A 13,966-nucleotide genomic window follows, 5' to 3' on the forward strand; every position below is an offset into this window, starting at 1 on the left:
TGGAACAAAAAGGGTCAAGCATCAACAAAAAAGCCCCTCAAAAGAGGGGCTTGCTACAAAAATATCATTTTAAATTGGGCGTTTGCTTTTGGCTAAGCCCGAGCAGATGGTTGGATTAGTCCAGTTGAGGACCAGCTGCAACCAGTGACTTACCTTCAGCGTTGTCTGTGTACTTATCAAAGTTGTTGATGAAGCGCTCGGCTAGATCTTTCGCTTTGCTTTCCCATTGTAGAGGGTCAGTGTACGTATCGCGTGGGTCAAGGATCGCTGGGTCAACATCGTGCAGCGCTAGTGGCACTTCTAGGTTAAACATAGGGATAACCTTAGTTTCAGCGTTGTCGATTGAGCCATCTAGGATAGCGTCGATGATGCCTCGCGTATCTTGGATAGAGATACGTTTACCAGTACCGTTCCAACCTGTGTTCACTAGGTAAGCTTCAGCGCCAGCTGCTTCCATACGCTTCACAAGCACTTCAGCGTACTGAGTTGGGTGGAGAGTTAAGAATGCCGCACCAAATGCAGCAGAGAACGTTGGCGTTGGCTCAGTAATACCACGCTCAGTACCTGCTAGTTTCGCAGTGAAGCCAGATAGGAAGTGGTACTTCGTTTGCTCTGGAGTCAGTTTAGAAACGGGTGGCAGTACACCGAATGCATCAGCAGTCAGGAAGATAACCTTTTGAGCGTGACCGGCTTTTGATACTGGTTTAACGATGTTATCGATGTGGTGAATCGGGTAAGAAACACGAGTGTTCTCAGTTTTTGAACCGTCATCAAAATCGATAGAACCATCGCCACGAACCGTTACGTTCTCTAGTAGTGCATCACGACGGATTGCGTTGTAGATTTCAGGTTCAGCTTCTTTAGATAGACGAATTGTCTTCGCGTAACAACCACCTTCAAAGTTGAAGATACCATCGTCATCCCAACCGTGCTCATCATCACCGATTAGCTCACGCTTAGGATCGGTTGAAAGCGTAGTTTTACCTGTACCAGATAGACCGAAGAAGATGGCTACATCGCCTTTCTCGCCAACGTTTGCACTACAGTGCATTGAAGCAATACCTTGTAGAGGTAGTAGGTAGTTCATCATTGCGAACATACCTTTTTTCATCTCACCGCCGTACCAGGTACCGCCAATGATCTGAACACGTTCAGTCAGGTTGAAAGCGACAAAGTTCTCAGAGTTTAGACCTTGTTTCTCCCAGTTAGGGTTGGTTGTTTTAGCACCGTTCATTACCACGAAATCAGGTTCGAACGTTGCTAGTTCTTCGTCGGTTGGACGAATGAACATGTTCTTAACGAAGTGCGCTTGCCACGCTACTTCAGTGATAATACGCACACTTAAACGCGTATCTGGGTTAGCACCACAATAACCGTCGATGACAAACAGACGCTTGCCAGATAGCTGAGTTGTTACAAGCTCTTTCAGCTCGTCCCATACTTCAGTGGTAATCGGTTTGTTGTCATTTTTGCCTTGATCTGACCACCACATGGTATCGCGTGTTGTGTCATCTTTAACAATGTACTTATCTTTTGGTGAGCGGCCAGTAAAGATACCAGTATCAACCGCAACGGAGCCTAGTTCCGTTACTACGCCTTTTTCGTAGCCTTCTAGACCCGGCAGTGTTTCTTCAACGAATAACTGCTCGTAGCTAGGATTACGAAGAACTTCGGTAACGCCAGTCAGTCCGTGCTTAGTTAGATCAATTTGTGCAGCCTTAGTATGTTCCATAACGGTCATAGGTGCTCCTTGTAGGATATTTTGTAGGGATTTTGTAATAATTTTTTATTGTTATCTGCTCACCATGCTAGCAACGAGGCTCGGGGGAAACAGGGATACAGCTCAAAAAATATCCATATTAACCTTGGGGTTTTAAGCGCCTCGTCACATATTGGCCCAACTAGTCTATCCTGTACGCAAACCTTTGCGCTAGGGGCGAGAACATTATTAATTGATTAAAATTAAGCGGTGATTTTATTACGAGATGTTACGGAGTTTGCGCTATTTTGATCACAAAAAAGGCCAGCTGAGGGCTGACCTTTTTGGGGTAAATTACGTGTTTTTGGTACGCCGTAAATTAATGAACCGTATTGCTGCCTTTATCTGCTGCTTCTGCGTACAGTGCATCAACATCATTCTTGTCGAACGAGTAGTTTGTGCCACAGTAATCGCAGTGTAGACCAACGCTTCCTTCGGTGCTTAGGATGTCGTAGATCTCTTCTTGAGCAACAGTAATGATTGCTGCTGCACTTCGATCGCGTGAACAGCCACAGAAGAACTCAACCGGTTGTGGTGTGAATAGCTGTACTTTCTCTTGGTTGTACAAACGGTAAAGCAGTTCGTTCGCTTCTAGAGTGAATAGCTCTTCGTTTTTCACGGTGTCTGTTAGTTGCTCTAGGTGCTCGAAGTCGTCTGGAGTACCGGTGCCGTCAGGCATTACTTGTAGCAACATACCTGCAGCGTGTGCTTTGCCTTCATGCTCGCCAGTGCGCAGCCATAGACGAGTCTTAAGCTGTTCAGAGTTAGCGAAGTAGCCTTCAAGCACTTGTGCAAGCGTGTCACCTTCAAGACCAACGATACCTTGGTAACGCTCACCTTTCTTAGGATCGATAGTGATCACTAGATGACCTTTACCCATTAGGGCGTGTAGACCTGCGTCGTCTGCGATATCGCCTTCAAAGCGAGCAACACCACGGATCTTCTGATCGTGATCGCCATTGATAACTGCTAGAGATACTGGGCCGTCACCTTGCAATTGCATGGTAATAGAGCCTTCAAACTTTAGGGTCGCTGTTAATAGCGTCGTTGAAACCAATAGCTCACCCAGTAGCTTTTGAACTGGCGCTGGGTATTCCTTGCTAGAAATAATCTGTTGGTACGCTTCATCGATTTGTACCAATTCACCACGTACTGATAGGTCTTCAAATAGGTAGCGATTTAAAACATTACTTGTAGACATTGGGTCTGCCATTTGGCTATTCCTTCTAGCTTATTGAGTCTTGAACTTGATGATGTCACGACGTTGCTTTTTATCTGGGCGACGTTCTGGTGCTGGGCTATGAGCATTTAGCTTGCGCTGTTGTGCAAACTCTTCTCTTTTTGCCAAGCTTTCGGTGGTTTCTTCATAGAGGGTTTGAGCGATCGGGGCTCCACCACGATGGGCTGAGATTTTCTCGATCGTTACCGTCTTTTCTTCATTACCTTGGCGCAGTGTAATCACAGCCCCAAGTTCGACAATTTTACTTGGCTTGCTGCGCTGACCATTATAGTGGACTTTGCCACCATCGACCATGTTGCGAGCAATAGACCGGGTTTTGTAAAAACGAGCTGCCCACAACCATTTATCGAGTCTGACAGCTTCATTAGCAGTTTTCATATAGGGCTGTGCCTTATTAAGTGAGAAATGAATGCGGTTTAACTGTAACGAACAGTGCGCAACATGTTTTTGATGATGCTTATCACATTAAGTAGAAGCTTAAAGTGGAGGCGGTTGGCATTTTTTTCAAGTCATAATACAAAATAGCCATGTTATGCCGATTTATCGATTTGCTATGATATAGTTCAGGATCTTATTGCTTAAATAAGCTTGGTATCGAACGAATGAATAAAAAAGCTGAAAGTTTAATGATTTGCAGCGTTTGTCGTCATGAAAAGGGACTAGGAAAGTGAACTTTTTAGAGCTCAAAAATCGCGTAGGGAATTCTCCTATGTTGAGCCGCTTATTAGAGAATGGATTTGTACTTCAGCAGAAACTAAGCTTAGCGACCTGTTGTGTATTGATTGCAGCTTCCGCATGGATCTTAGGGCAGCTTGCATGGTTTATCGAACCTGCTGAGCAAACTATCGCGCCTTGGACAGCAACGGCTTCATCGTCTTCAGCACCTCAATCGACCCTTGATATCTCTTCTTTGCAGCAGAGCAACATGTTTGGTGCTTACAACCCAAGCACGCCCGCTGTGGTTGAACAGCAAGTTATCCAAGATGCGCCTAAGACGCGATTAAACCTCGTTTTAGTGGGTGCAGTCGCGAGCTCGAATCCAAAACTGAGCTTAGCGGTGATCGCCAATCGCGGCACGCAAGCGACCTACGGAATTAATGAAGAGATTGAAGGCACTCGAGCCAAGTTAAAAGCGGTATTAATCGACCGCGTTATCATTGATAACTCAGGACGAGACGAAACCTTGATGCTTGAAGGTATTGAGTACAAGCGTTTGGCTGTATCAGCGCCTGCGCCACCTCGTAGCTCTTCTTCGGTTCGTGGTAATAATCCGGCTTCAGCAGAAGAGAAGCTTGATGAAATTAAAGCGAAGATAATGAAAGATCCGCAACAAATCTTCCAATATGTTCGACTGTCTCAGGTGAAGCGTGACGATAAAGTGATCGGTTATCGTGTGAGCCCTGGCAAAGATTCAGAACTTTTTAACTCTGTTGGGCTCCAAAACGGAGATATTGCCACTCAGTTAAATGGACAAGACCTGACAGACCCTGCTGCTATGGGCAACATATTCCGTTCCATCTCAGAACTAACAGAGCTAAATCTGGTGGTCGAGAGAGATGGTCAACAACATGAAGTGTTTATTGAATTTTAAAACTTTGCGTCTAACGAAGGACGAAAGTGTAGGAGAAGTACGTGAAGCATTGGTTTAAGAAAAGTGCATGGTTATTGGCAGGAAGCTTAATCTGCACACCCGCAGCCATCGCGAGTGATTTTAGTGCCAGCTTTAAAGGCACTGATATTCAAGAGTTTATTAATATTGTTGGTCGTAACCTAGAGAAGACGATCATCGTTGACCCTTCGGTACGCGGAAAAATCGATGTACGCAGCTACGACGTACTCAATGAAGAGCAATATTACAGCTTCTTCCTAAACGTATTGGAAGTGTATGGCTACGCGGTTGTCGAAATGGACTCGGGTGTTCTTAAGATCATCAAGGCCAAGGATTCGAAAACATCGGCAATTCCAGTCGTTGGAGACAGTGATACGATCAAAGGCGACAACGTGGTGACACGTGTTGTGACGGTTCGTAATGTCTCGGTGCGTGAACTTTCTCCTCTGCTTCGTCAACTAAACGACAATGCTGGCGCGGGTAACGTTGTGCACTACGACCCAGCCAATATCATCTTGATTACCGGTCGTGCGGCGGTAGTGAACCGTTTAGCAGAAATCATCAAGCGTGTTGACCAAGCGGGTGATAAAGAGATTGAAGTCGTTGAGCTAAAGAATGCTTCTGCGGCAGAAATGGTACGTATCGTTGATGCGTTAAGCAAAACCACTGATGCGAAGAATACGCCTGCATTTCTACAGCCTAAATTGGTTGCCGATGAGCGTACCAATGCGATTCTTATCTCAGGTGACCCTAAGGTACGTAGCCGTTTAAGAAGGTTGATTGAACAGCTTGATGTGGAAATGGCAACCAAGGGCAACAACCAAGTAATTTACCTTAAATACGCCAAAGCAGAAGATTTAGTCGATGTGCTGAAAGGCGTGTCGGACAACTTGCAATCAGAAAAGCAATCTTCAACCAAAGGCAGCTCATCGCAACGTAACCAAGTGATGATCTCCGCTCACAGTGATACCAACTCGTTGGTGATTACCGCACAACCGGACATCATGAATGCGCTTCAAGATGTGATCGCACAGTTGGATATTCGTCGTGCTCAAGTATTGATTGAAGCCCTAATTGTCGAGATGGCAGAGGGTGATGGCATTAACCTTGGTGTGCAATGGGGTAACCTTGATACTGGTGCTGTGATTCAGTATGGCAACACAGGTGCGTCAATCGGTGGCGTAATGGTTGGTTTAGAAGAAGCGAAAGACACTGAAACGACCACCGCAGTCTATGATGATAATGGCGCCTTTTTGCGTAATGAAACGACCACAGAATCCGGTGACTACTCAACGTTAGCTTCTGCTCTTTCTGGCGTTAATGGCGCGGCAATGAGCGTAGTGATGGGTGACTGGACTGCCTTGATCAGTGCAGTAGCGACCGATTCAAATTCAAATATCCTATCTTCTCCAAGTATCACCGTGATGGATAACGGCGAAGCGTCGTTCATTGTGGGCGAAGAGGTGCCTGTTTTAACTGGCTCGACCGCAGGCTCAAGTAACGATAACCCATTCCAAACGGTTGAACGTAAAGAAGTGGGTATCAAGCTAAAAGTCGTGCCACAAATCAATGAAGGTGACTCAGTTCAGCTGCAAATAGAACAAGAAGTATCGAACGTATTAGGCGCAAACGGGGCAGTAGATGTTCGTTTTGCTAAGCGTCAGCTAAATACGTCAGTGATTGTTCAAGACGGTCAAATGCTGGTGCTGGGTGGCTTGATTGACGAGCGAGCGCTGGAAAGTGAATCTAAGGTGCCGTTCTTGGGCGATATCCCTGTTCTAGGACACCTGTTCAAATCAACCAGTACTCAGGTTGAGAAAAAGAACCTAATGGTATTCATCAAGCCGACCATTATTCGTGATGGTATGACGGCCGATGGTATTACTCAGCGTAAATACAACTTTATTCGTGCTGAGCAGTTGTATAAGTCAGAGCAGGGCCTGAAGCTGATGGATGACGATAATATTCCAGTACTGCCTAAATTTGGCGAAAGCATGAATTACCCGGCTGAACTTCAAGCCTTCATTGATCAGATGGAAACAGAATAATGGCTGAATTGGTAGGGGCGGCACGTACTTATCAGCGCTTGCCGTTTAGCTTTGCGAATCGCTATAAGATGGTGTTGGAGTATCAACATCCAGAGCGCGCACCGATACTTTATTATGTTGAGCCACTGAAATCGGCGGCGATCATTGAAGTGAGTCGTGTTGTGAAAAATGGTTTCACGCCACAAGCGATTACTCTCGATGAGTTTGATAAAAAACTGACCGATGCTTATCAGCGTGACTCGTCAGAAGCTCGTCAGCTCATGGAAGACATTGGTGCAGATAGTGATGACTTCTTCTCACTAGCGGAAGAACTGCCTCAAGACGAAGACTTACTTGAATCAGAGGATGATGCACCAATCATCAAGTTAATCAATGCGATGCTGGGTGAGGCGATCAAAGAGGGTGCTTCGGATATTCATATCGAAACCTTTGAGAAATCACTGTCGATCCGTTTCCGTATTGATGGTGTGCTGCGTGATGTGTTGGCGCCGAGCCGTAAACTGGCTCCGCTGCTCGTGTCACGTGTAAAGGTTATGGCTAAATTGGATATTGCGGAAAAACGCGTGCCACAAGATGGTCGTATTTCTTTGCGTATTGGTGGCCGAGCGGTTGATGTTCGTGTTTCAACCATGCCTTCTTCGCACGGTGAGCGTGTGGTAATGCGTCTGTTGGACAAAAACGCCACTCGTCTAGACTTGCACAGTTTAGGTATGACAGCAGAAAACCATGAAAACTTCCGTAAGCTGATTCAGCGCCCACACGGCATTATCTTGGTGACCGGCCCGACAGGTTCAGGTAAATCGACGACCCTGTACGCAGGCCTGCAAGAACTCAACAGCAATGAACGAAACATTTTAACCGTTGAAGACCCGATCGAATTCGATATCGATGGCATTGGTCAAACACAAGTGAACCCTAAGGTTGATATGACCTTTGCGCGTGGTTTACGTGCGATTCTTCGTCAAGATCCCGATGTGGTAATGATTGGTGAGATACGTGACTTAGAGACCGCAGAGATCGCTGTTCAAGCCTCTTTGACCGGTCACTTAGTGATGTCGACCCTTCACACCAATACGGCAATCGGTGCAATTACGCGTCTGCGTGATATGGGCATCGAACCCTTCTTGATCTCTTCTTCGCTGCTGGGTGTTTTGGCTCAGCGCCTGGTTCGTACTTTATGTAACGAATGTAAAGAACCTTATGAAGCCGATAAAGAGCAGAAGAAACTGTTTGGGTTGAAGAAGAAAGAAAGCCTGACGCTTTACCATGCCAAAGGTTGTGAAGAGTGTGGCCATAAGGGTTATCGAGGTCGTACTGGTATTCATGAGCTGCTGATGATTGATGACTCAGTACAAGAGCTGATTCACAGTGAGGCTGGCGAACAGGCGATTGAGAAAGCAATTCGTGGCACAACACCAAGTATTCGAGATGATGGCTTGAGCAAAGTTCTGAAAGGGGTAACGTCCTTAGAAGAAGTGATGCGTGTGACCAAGGAAGTCTAGTATGGCGGCATTTGAATACAAAGCGCTGGATGCCAAGGGTAAGAGCAAAAAGGGCTCGATTGAAGCGGATAACGCTCGTCAGGCTCGCCAGCGCTTAAAAGAACAAGGCTTGATGCCGGTTGAGATGACCGAAGCTAAAGCTAAAACGACGAAAGGTGCACAGCCTTCGACCAGCTTTAAGCGTGGTATCAGCACGCCAGACCTTGCTTTGATTACTCGCCAAATTTCCACCTTGGTGCAATCAGGCATGCCGCTAGAAGAGTGCTTGAAAGCCGTGGCGGAGCAATCTGAAAAGCCACGTATTCGAACCATGTTACTGGCGGTTCGTTCGAAGGTAACGGAAGGTTATTCGCTAGCCGATAGCTTGGCTGATTACCCACATATCTTTGATGAACTGTTTAGAGCCATGGTCGCGGCTGGTGAGAAATCGGGTCACTTAGATGCGGTATTGGAGCGACTGGCTGATTACGCAGAAAACCGTCAGAAGATGCGCTCTAAGTTGCTGCAAGCGATGATCTACCCTGTGGTGCTGGTGGTGTTTGCGGTGACGATTGTTTCGTTCCTGCTGGCAACCGTGGTACCTAAGATCGTTGAACCGATTATCCAAATGGGCCAAGAACTTCCTCAATCGACACAATTTTTATTGGCATCGAGTGAATTTATCCAGAATTGGGGCATCCAATTACTGTTGTTGATCATCGGTGTGATTGTGTTGATTAAGACCGCTCTGAAAAAGCCGGGTGTTCGCATGAGTTGGGATCGCAAGCTATTAAGCGTTCCACTGATCGGCAAGATCGCGAAAGGGATCAATACCTCTCGTTTTGCTCGAACACTCTCTATTTGTACCTCGAGTGCGATTCCTATTCTTGAAGGGATGAAGGTTGCGGTGGATGTGATGTCGAATCACCATGTGAAGCAACAAGTACTGCAGGCATCAGACAGTGTTAGAGAAGGGGCAAGCCTGCGTAAAGCGCTCGATCAAACCAAACTCTTCCCACCGATGATGCTGCATATGATTGCCAGTGGTGAGCAGAGTGGCCAGCTGGAACAGATGCTGACAAGAGCGGCGGATAACCAGGATCAAAGCTTTGAATCGACCGTGAATATCGCGTTAGGTATCTTTACGCCAGCACTTATCGCTTTGATGGCAGGCTTAGTGCTGTTCATTGTGATGGCGACTCTGATGCCGATGCTTGAAATGAATAATTTGATGAGTGGTTAATCAACTGCTCATAAGACGTTAGTTTTTGGATTAACGAGAAGAAGGACATTATTACCTTCAACTCGCTGTCTGTAATTTGGAGAAAATAATGAAAAACAGAATGAAGAAACAATCAGGCTTTACCCTATTAGAAGTGATGGTTGTTGTGGTTATCCTTGGCGTATTGGCGAGCTTTGTTGTACCTAACCTATTGGGTAACAAAGAGAAGGCTGACCAACAAAAAGCCATCACTGATATTGTGGCGCTAGAGAACGCGCTAGATATGTACAAACTGGATAACAGCGTTTACCCAACAACGGATCAAGGTCTTGATGCATTGGTTTCTAAGCCAAGCAGCCCAGAGCCTCGTAACTACCGCGACGGTGGCTACATCAAGCGTCTGCCAAACGACCCATGGGGTAACGAGTACCAATACCTAAGCCCTGGTGATAACGGCACTATTGATATTTTCACTCTTGGTGCTGATGGCCAAGAAGGTGGTGAAGGTATTGCGGCGGATATCGGCAACTGGAACATGCAGGATTTCCAATAAGCTTCAGCTTATTGTTTGATTCGTTATTGTCGTTTGAAACGTTATTGATGGTAGGACGTAAACAGATGGAGTCTACAAGGTGAAAACTCAGCAAACACAGCCAGGTTTCACCTTGATTGAAATTCTCTTGGTGTTGGTATTACTGTCAGTAACGGCGGTCGCGGTGATCGCGACCATTCCTACCAATAGCAAAGATGTTGCAAAAAAATACGCTCAAAGCTTTTATCAGCGAGTTCAATTACTCAATGAAGAGGCGATTTTGAGCGGCTTAGATTTTGGCGTTCGTATTGATGAAAAGAAATCGACCTATGTACTGATGGCGCTTAAGTCTGAAGGCTGGCAAGAAGTCGATTTTGAAAAAATCCCCTCTTTAACTGAACTACCGGAAGAACTCGCCTTGTCACTGACCTTAGGTGGTGGCGCATGGGAGGACGATGATCGGTTGTTCAATCCAGGAAGCTTGTTTGATGAAGATATGTTTGCTGATCTTGAAGAGGAAAAGAAGCCGAAACCACCACAGATCTACATCTTGTCGAGTGCTGAAATGACGCCATTTGTATTGTCGTTTTATCCAAATACCGGAGACACCATACAAGATGGTTGGCGTATTCGAGTATTGGACAATGGTGTGATTCGACTGCTAGAACCGGGAGAAGAAGATGAAGAGGAATAACCGTTCTCCTTATCGTTTTCGTGGTATGCCCCTTGGTTCTCGAGGAATGACGCTGCTTGAGGTATTAGTTGCGCTCGCTATCTTTGCGACCGCGGCGATCAGCGTGATTCGTGCTGTTACTCAGCACATCAATACCCTCAGTTATCTAGAAGAAAAAACCTTCGCGGCTATGGTCGTTGATAATCAAATGGCTTTGGTGATGTTGCATCCTGAGAAGCTAAAAAAAGCGCAGGGCACACAAGAGTTGGCCGAGAGAGAGTGGTTTTGGAAGGTCACGCCAATCGATACTAGCGATGATTTATTAAAGGCGTTTGATGTGAGTGTGGCAACCAGCAAACAAGCTTCTCCAGTGGTCACGGTGCGCAGCTATGTGGTCAAGTAAAAGCGTGTCGTTAGCTCAGAGCAAGTCGCTAAGTAAGAGCATGTCCGCCAATAAGCGTGTGTCTCGTACACAAGGTCTATCTTCGAAAGGGAGAGGCTTTACCTTAATTGAGGTTTTGGTCTCGATCGCTATCTTTGCCACGTTAAGCATGGCGGCTTATCAGGTAGTAAATCAGGTTCAGCGCAGCAACGAGCTTTCAATCGAGCGCAGTGCTCGTTTAAATCAACTGCAACGTAGCTTAGTCATTTTAGATAATGATTTTCGCCAGATGGCGGTACGACAATTTCGTACCAACGGTGAAGAAGCATCATCTAAGCTGATCTTAATTAAAGAGTATTTACTGGATTCCGACAGCGTTGGCATCATGTTTACTCGCCTTGGCTGGCATAACCCACAGCAGCAGTTTCCTCGCGGAGAAGTCACCAAAGTGGGTTACCGCATTAAAGAAGAAACGCTTGAGCGTGTGTGGTGGCGCTACCCCGATACTCCTGCAGGACAAGAAGGTGTGATTACGCCTTTGCTTGATGATGTTGAAAGCTTGGAATTCGAGTTTTATGACGGAAGCCGCTGGGGGAAAGAGTGGCAAGCCGACAAATCGCTACCGAAAGCGGTAAGGTTAAAGCTAACCTTGAAAGATTATGGTGAGATAGAGCGTATTTATCTCACCCCTGGTGGCACGCTAGATCAGGCCGATGATTCTTCAAACAGTGACTCTTCAAGTAGTAATGAGGGGAATAATGACTCATCGAACTAATAAGTTTGCACTGACAAGGTCTGCCATGGGGCGCAAGCAGCGAGGTGTTGCGCTGATCATTATCCTGATGCTACTGGCGATAATGGCAACCATCGCAGGCAGTATGTCGGAACGCCTGTTTACTCAATTTAAGCGCGTGGGCAATCAACTGAATTACCAACAGGCTTACTGGTACAGCATTGGTGTCGAAGCGCTGGTGCAAGACGGCATTAGGCAAAGCTACAAAGACAGTGATACCGTCAACTTGAGTCAACCATGGGCGTTAGAAGAACAGGTATACCCGTTGGATTATGGTCAAGTTAAAGGCCGTATTGTTGATGCTCAGGCATGTTTTAATCTCAATGCGTTGGCTGGTGTGGCGACGACTTCAAGTAACCAAACACCTTATTTAATTACGGTTTGGCAAACCTTGTTGGAAAACCAAGATGTTGAGCCTTATCAGGCCGAGGTTATTGCACATTCAAGCTGGGAATTTGTTGATAGTGATACCCGAACCACCTCTTCAGCTGGTGTAGAAGACAGTACTTATGAGGCGATGAAGCCATCTTATTTGGCAGCGAATGGCTTAATGGCCGATGAGTCCGAGCTACGCTCGGTTTATCAAGTCACTGGTGAGGTGATGAATAAGGTTCGCCCCTTTGTTTGTGCTCTGCCGAGCGACGATTTCCGTTTGAATGTGAATACTCTTACGGAAAAGCAGGCGCCGTTATTGGAAGCGATGTTTGCCCCCGGCTTAAGTGAATCGGATGCCAAACAGCTGATAGACAAACGCCCATTCGATGGTTGGGATACGGTGGATGCGTTTATGGCTGAGCCTGCTATTGTGGGTGTGAGTGCCGAAGTCAGCAAAAAAGCGAAAGCATATTTAACTGTAGATAGCGCCTATTTTGAGCTAGATGCAGAGGTATTAGTTGAGCAGTCACGTGTACGTATACGGACGCTTTTCTATAGTAGTAATCGAGAAACAGTGACGGTAGTACGCCGTCGTTTTGGAGGAATCAGTGAGCGAGTTTCTGACCGTTCGACTGAGTAGCGAACCACAAAGCCCTGTGCAGTGGTTAGTTTGGTCGACAAGCCAACAAGAAGTGATAGCAAGTGGCGAACTGTCTAGCTGGGAGCAGCTGGATGAGTTAACGCCTTACGCTGAAAAGCGTAGCTGTATCGCTTTATTGCCGGGAAATGAATGCTTAATTAAGCGTGTTGAGATCCCGAAAGGTGCTGCTCGCCAGTTCGATTCTATGCTGCCGTTTTTATTAGAAGACGAAGTCGCACAAGATATCGAAGACTTACACCTGACTATTTTAGAGAAAGACGCAACGCACGCGACAGTGTGTGGTGTGGAACGTGATTGGCTTAAGCAGGCGCTGGATACTTTCCGCGAAGCGAACATTATCTTTCGTAAAGTATTGCCTGATACCTTAGCGTTGCCTTTAGAAGATCAGGGCATCAGTGCGCTGCAGATCGACCAACATTGGTTATTGCGTCAAAGCAACTATCAAGCAGTGTCGATCAATGAGGCGTGGCTAGCGATGTTCTTACAAAGCGATTGGGTTGCCTTAGATGACGAAGAGCAATCACCAACGATTTTTAGCTACACCGCACTGCCAAGTGATGACGTTCAACTGCAAAGTGGCATTGAGTGGCAAGCTAAACCTGCGGAACTGGTGATGTCTTTACTGAGCCAACAAGCCATTACAAGTGGCGTAAACTTACTGGCTGGCACCTTTAAAACCAAATCTTCATTCAGTAAGTACTGGCGTGTATGGCAAAAAGTAGCGATCGCAGCTTGTTTGCTGGTGGCGGTGATCGTCACTCAGCAAGTCTTAAAGGTTCAGCAGTACGAAGCACAAGCCGAAGCGTACCGAACGGAGAGTGAACGTATTTTTAGAAGCGTACTTCCGGGCAAGCAACGTATTCCGACGGTCAGCTACCTTAAGCGCCAGATGAACGACGAAGCTAAGAAGTATGGTGGCTCGGGTGATGGTGATTCCTTACTTGGATGGCTAGCGTTACTGCCAGAAACTTTAGGACAAGTGAAAGCCATCGAAGTGAATAGTATTCGCTACGACGGCAACCGCTCAGAGGTGAGATTGGAAGCGAAAAGTACTGACTTCCAATATTTCGAGACTGCGCGAGTGAAACTTGAAGAGAAGTTTACCGTTGAGCAAGGGCCATTGAATCGTAATGGTGATGCCGTATTTGGCAGCTTTACTCTTAAACCCCATCAATAACCTGCGTAAGGAGA

General features: G+C 46.4%; 13 protein-coding genes. 10 read left to right on the forward strand and 3 right to left on the reverse strand.

Features of this window, described 5'->3' with window-relative positions; translation table 11 throughout:
• Positions 1–115: 115 nt before the first annotated feature.
• From pckA to hslR, 3 genes are all read right to left on the reverse strand, one after another.
• Complete coding sequence (pckA, locus tag AB4558_RS03610; RefSeq protein ID WP_136977385.1) at positions 116–1,741, reverse strand: phosphoenolpyruvate carboxykinase (ATP); 1,626 nt, start codon at positions 1,739–1,741, stop codon at positions 116–118.
• 337 nt (positions 1,742–2,078) lie between these two features.
• Entirely contained in the window at positions 2,079–2,972 is an 894-nt protein-coding gene (hslO, locus tag AB4558_RS03615; RefSeq protein ID WP_372158030.1) for an Hsp33 family molecular chaperone HslO, read from the reverse strand.
• Between the two features lie 18 nt (positions 2,973–2,990).
• Positions 2,991–3,377 (reverse strand): ribosome-associated heat shock protein Hsp15, encoded by a 387-nt coding sequence (gene hslR / locus AB4558_RS03620; RefSeq protein ID WP_017062490.1) that lies wholly within the window; start codon positions 3,375–3,377, stop codon positions 2,991–2,993.
• A gap of 331 nt (positions 3,378–3,708) precedes the next feature.
• Between hslR and gspC the strand changes: the two genes are divergently transcribed.
• The 10 genes from gspC (at position 3,709) to gspL (ending at position 13,952) form a co-directional block, all read left to right on the forward strand.
• A complete protein-coding gene (gspC, locus tag AB4558_RS03625) occupies positions 3,709–4,590 on the forward strand; it encodes a type II secretion system protein GspC (RefSeq protein WP_017062489.1) in 882 nt (293 codons plus the stop codon).
• A 41-nt stretch (positions 4,591–4,631) separates the two neighbouring features.
• Entirely contained in the window at positions 4,632–6,656 is a 2,025-nt protein-coding gene (gspD, locus tag AB4558_RS03630; protein WP_017063069.1) for a type II secretion system secretin GspD, read from the forward strand.
• The gene (gene gspE / locus AB4558_RS03635; protein ID WP_102320992.1) at positions 6,656–8,158 is read left to right on the forward strand and encodes a type II secretion system ATPase GspE; all 1,503 of its coding nucleotides are present in this window, start codon (positions 6,656–6,658) and stop codon (positions 8,156–8,158) included. Before gspD ends, gspE begins: the two co-directional genes overlap by 1 nt.
• Before the next feature lies 1 nt (position 8,159).
• Positions 8,160–9,380, forward strand: coding sequence for a type II secretion system inner membrane protein GspF (gene gspF / locus AB4558_RS03640; RefSeq protein ID WP_017070783.1), 1,221 nt, complete (start codon positions 8,160–8,162; stop codon positions 9,378–9,380).
• A gap of 88 nt (positions 9,381–9,468) precedes the next feature.
• A complete protein-coding gene (gene gspG, locus AB4558_RS03645; protein ID WP_017062485.1) occupies positions 9,469–9,912 on the forward strand; it encodes a type II secretion system major pseudopilin GspG in 444 nt (147 codons plus the stop codon).
• A gap of 79 nt (positions 9,913–9,991) precedes the next feature.
• A complete protein-coding gene (gene gspH / locus AB4558_RS03650; RefSeq protein ID WP_372112718.1) occupies positions 9,992–10,585 on the forward strand; it encodes a type II secretion system minor pseudopilin GspH in 594 nt (197 codons plus the stop codon).
• The gene (gene gspI, locus AB4558_RS03655; RefSeq protein WP_017062483.1) at positions 10,572–10,967 is read left to right on the forward strand and encodes a type II secretion system minor pseudopilin GspI; all 396 of its coding nucleotides are present in this window, start codon (positions 10,572–10,574) and stop codon (positions 10,965–10,967) included. The genes gspH and gspI overlap by 14 nt, the downstream gene beginning before the upstream one ends.
• Positions 10,954–11,721 carry a type II secretion system minor pseudopilin GspJ gene (gspJ, locus tag AB4558_RS03660; RefSeq protein ID WP_017062482.1) on the forward strand — a complete coding sequence of 256 codons (768 nt, stop codon included), beginning with the start codon at positions 10,954–10,956 and terminating at the stop codon, positions 11,719–11,721. Before gspI ends, gspJ begins: the two co-directional genes overlap by 14 nt.
• Positions 11,705–12,754, forward strand: coding sequence for a type II secretion system minor pseudopilin GspK (gene gspK / locus AB4558_RS03665; RefSeq protein WP_017062481.1), 1,050 nt, complete (start codon positions 11,705–11,707; stop codon positions 12,752–12,754). The genes gspJ and gspK overlap by 17 nt, the downstream gene beginning before the upstream one ends.
• The gene (gene gspL, locus AB4558_RS03670; protein ID WP_372158036.1) at positions 12,723–13,952 is read left to right on the forward strand and encodes a type II secretion system protein GspL; all 1,230 of its coding nucleotides are present in this window, start codon (positions 12,723–12,725) and stop codon (positions 13,950–13,952) included. The genes gspK and gspL overlap by 32 nt, the downstream gene beginning before the upstream one ends.
• Positions 13,953–13,966 lie beyond the last annotated feature (14 nt).

This window comes from Vibrio sp. 10N.222.51.C5 (assembly GCF_041474575.1).
In the GTDB taxonomy this organism is placed as follows: Bacteria; Pseudomonadota; Gammaproteobacteria; order Enterobacterales; family Vibrionaceae; genus Vibrio; species Vibrio crassostreae_C.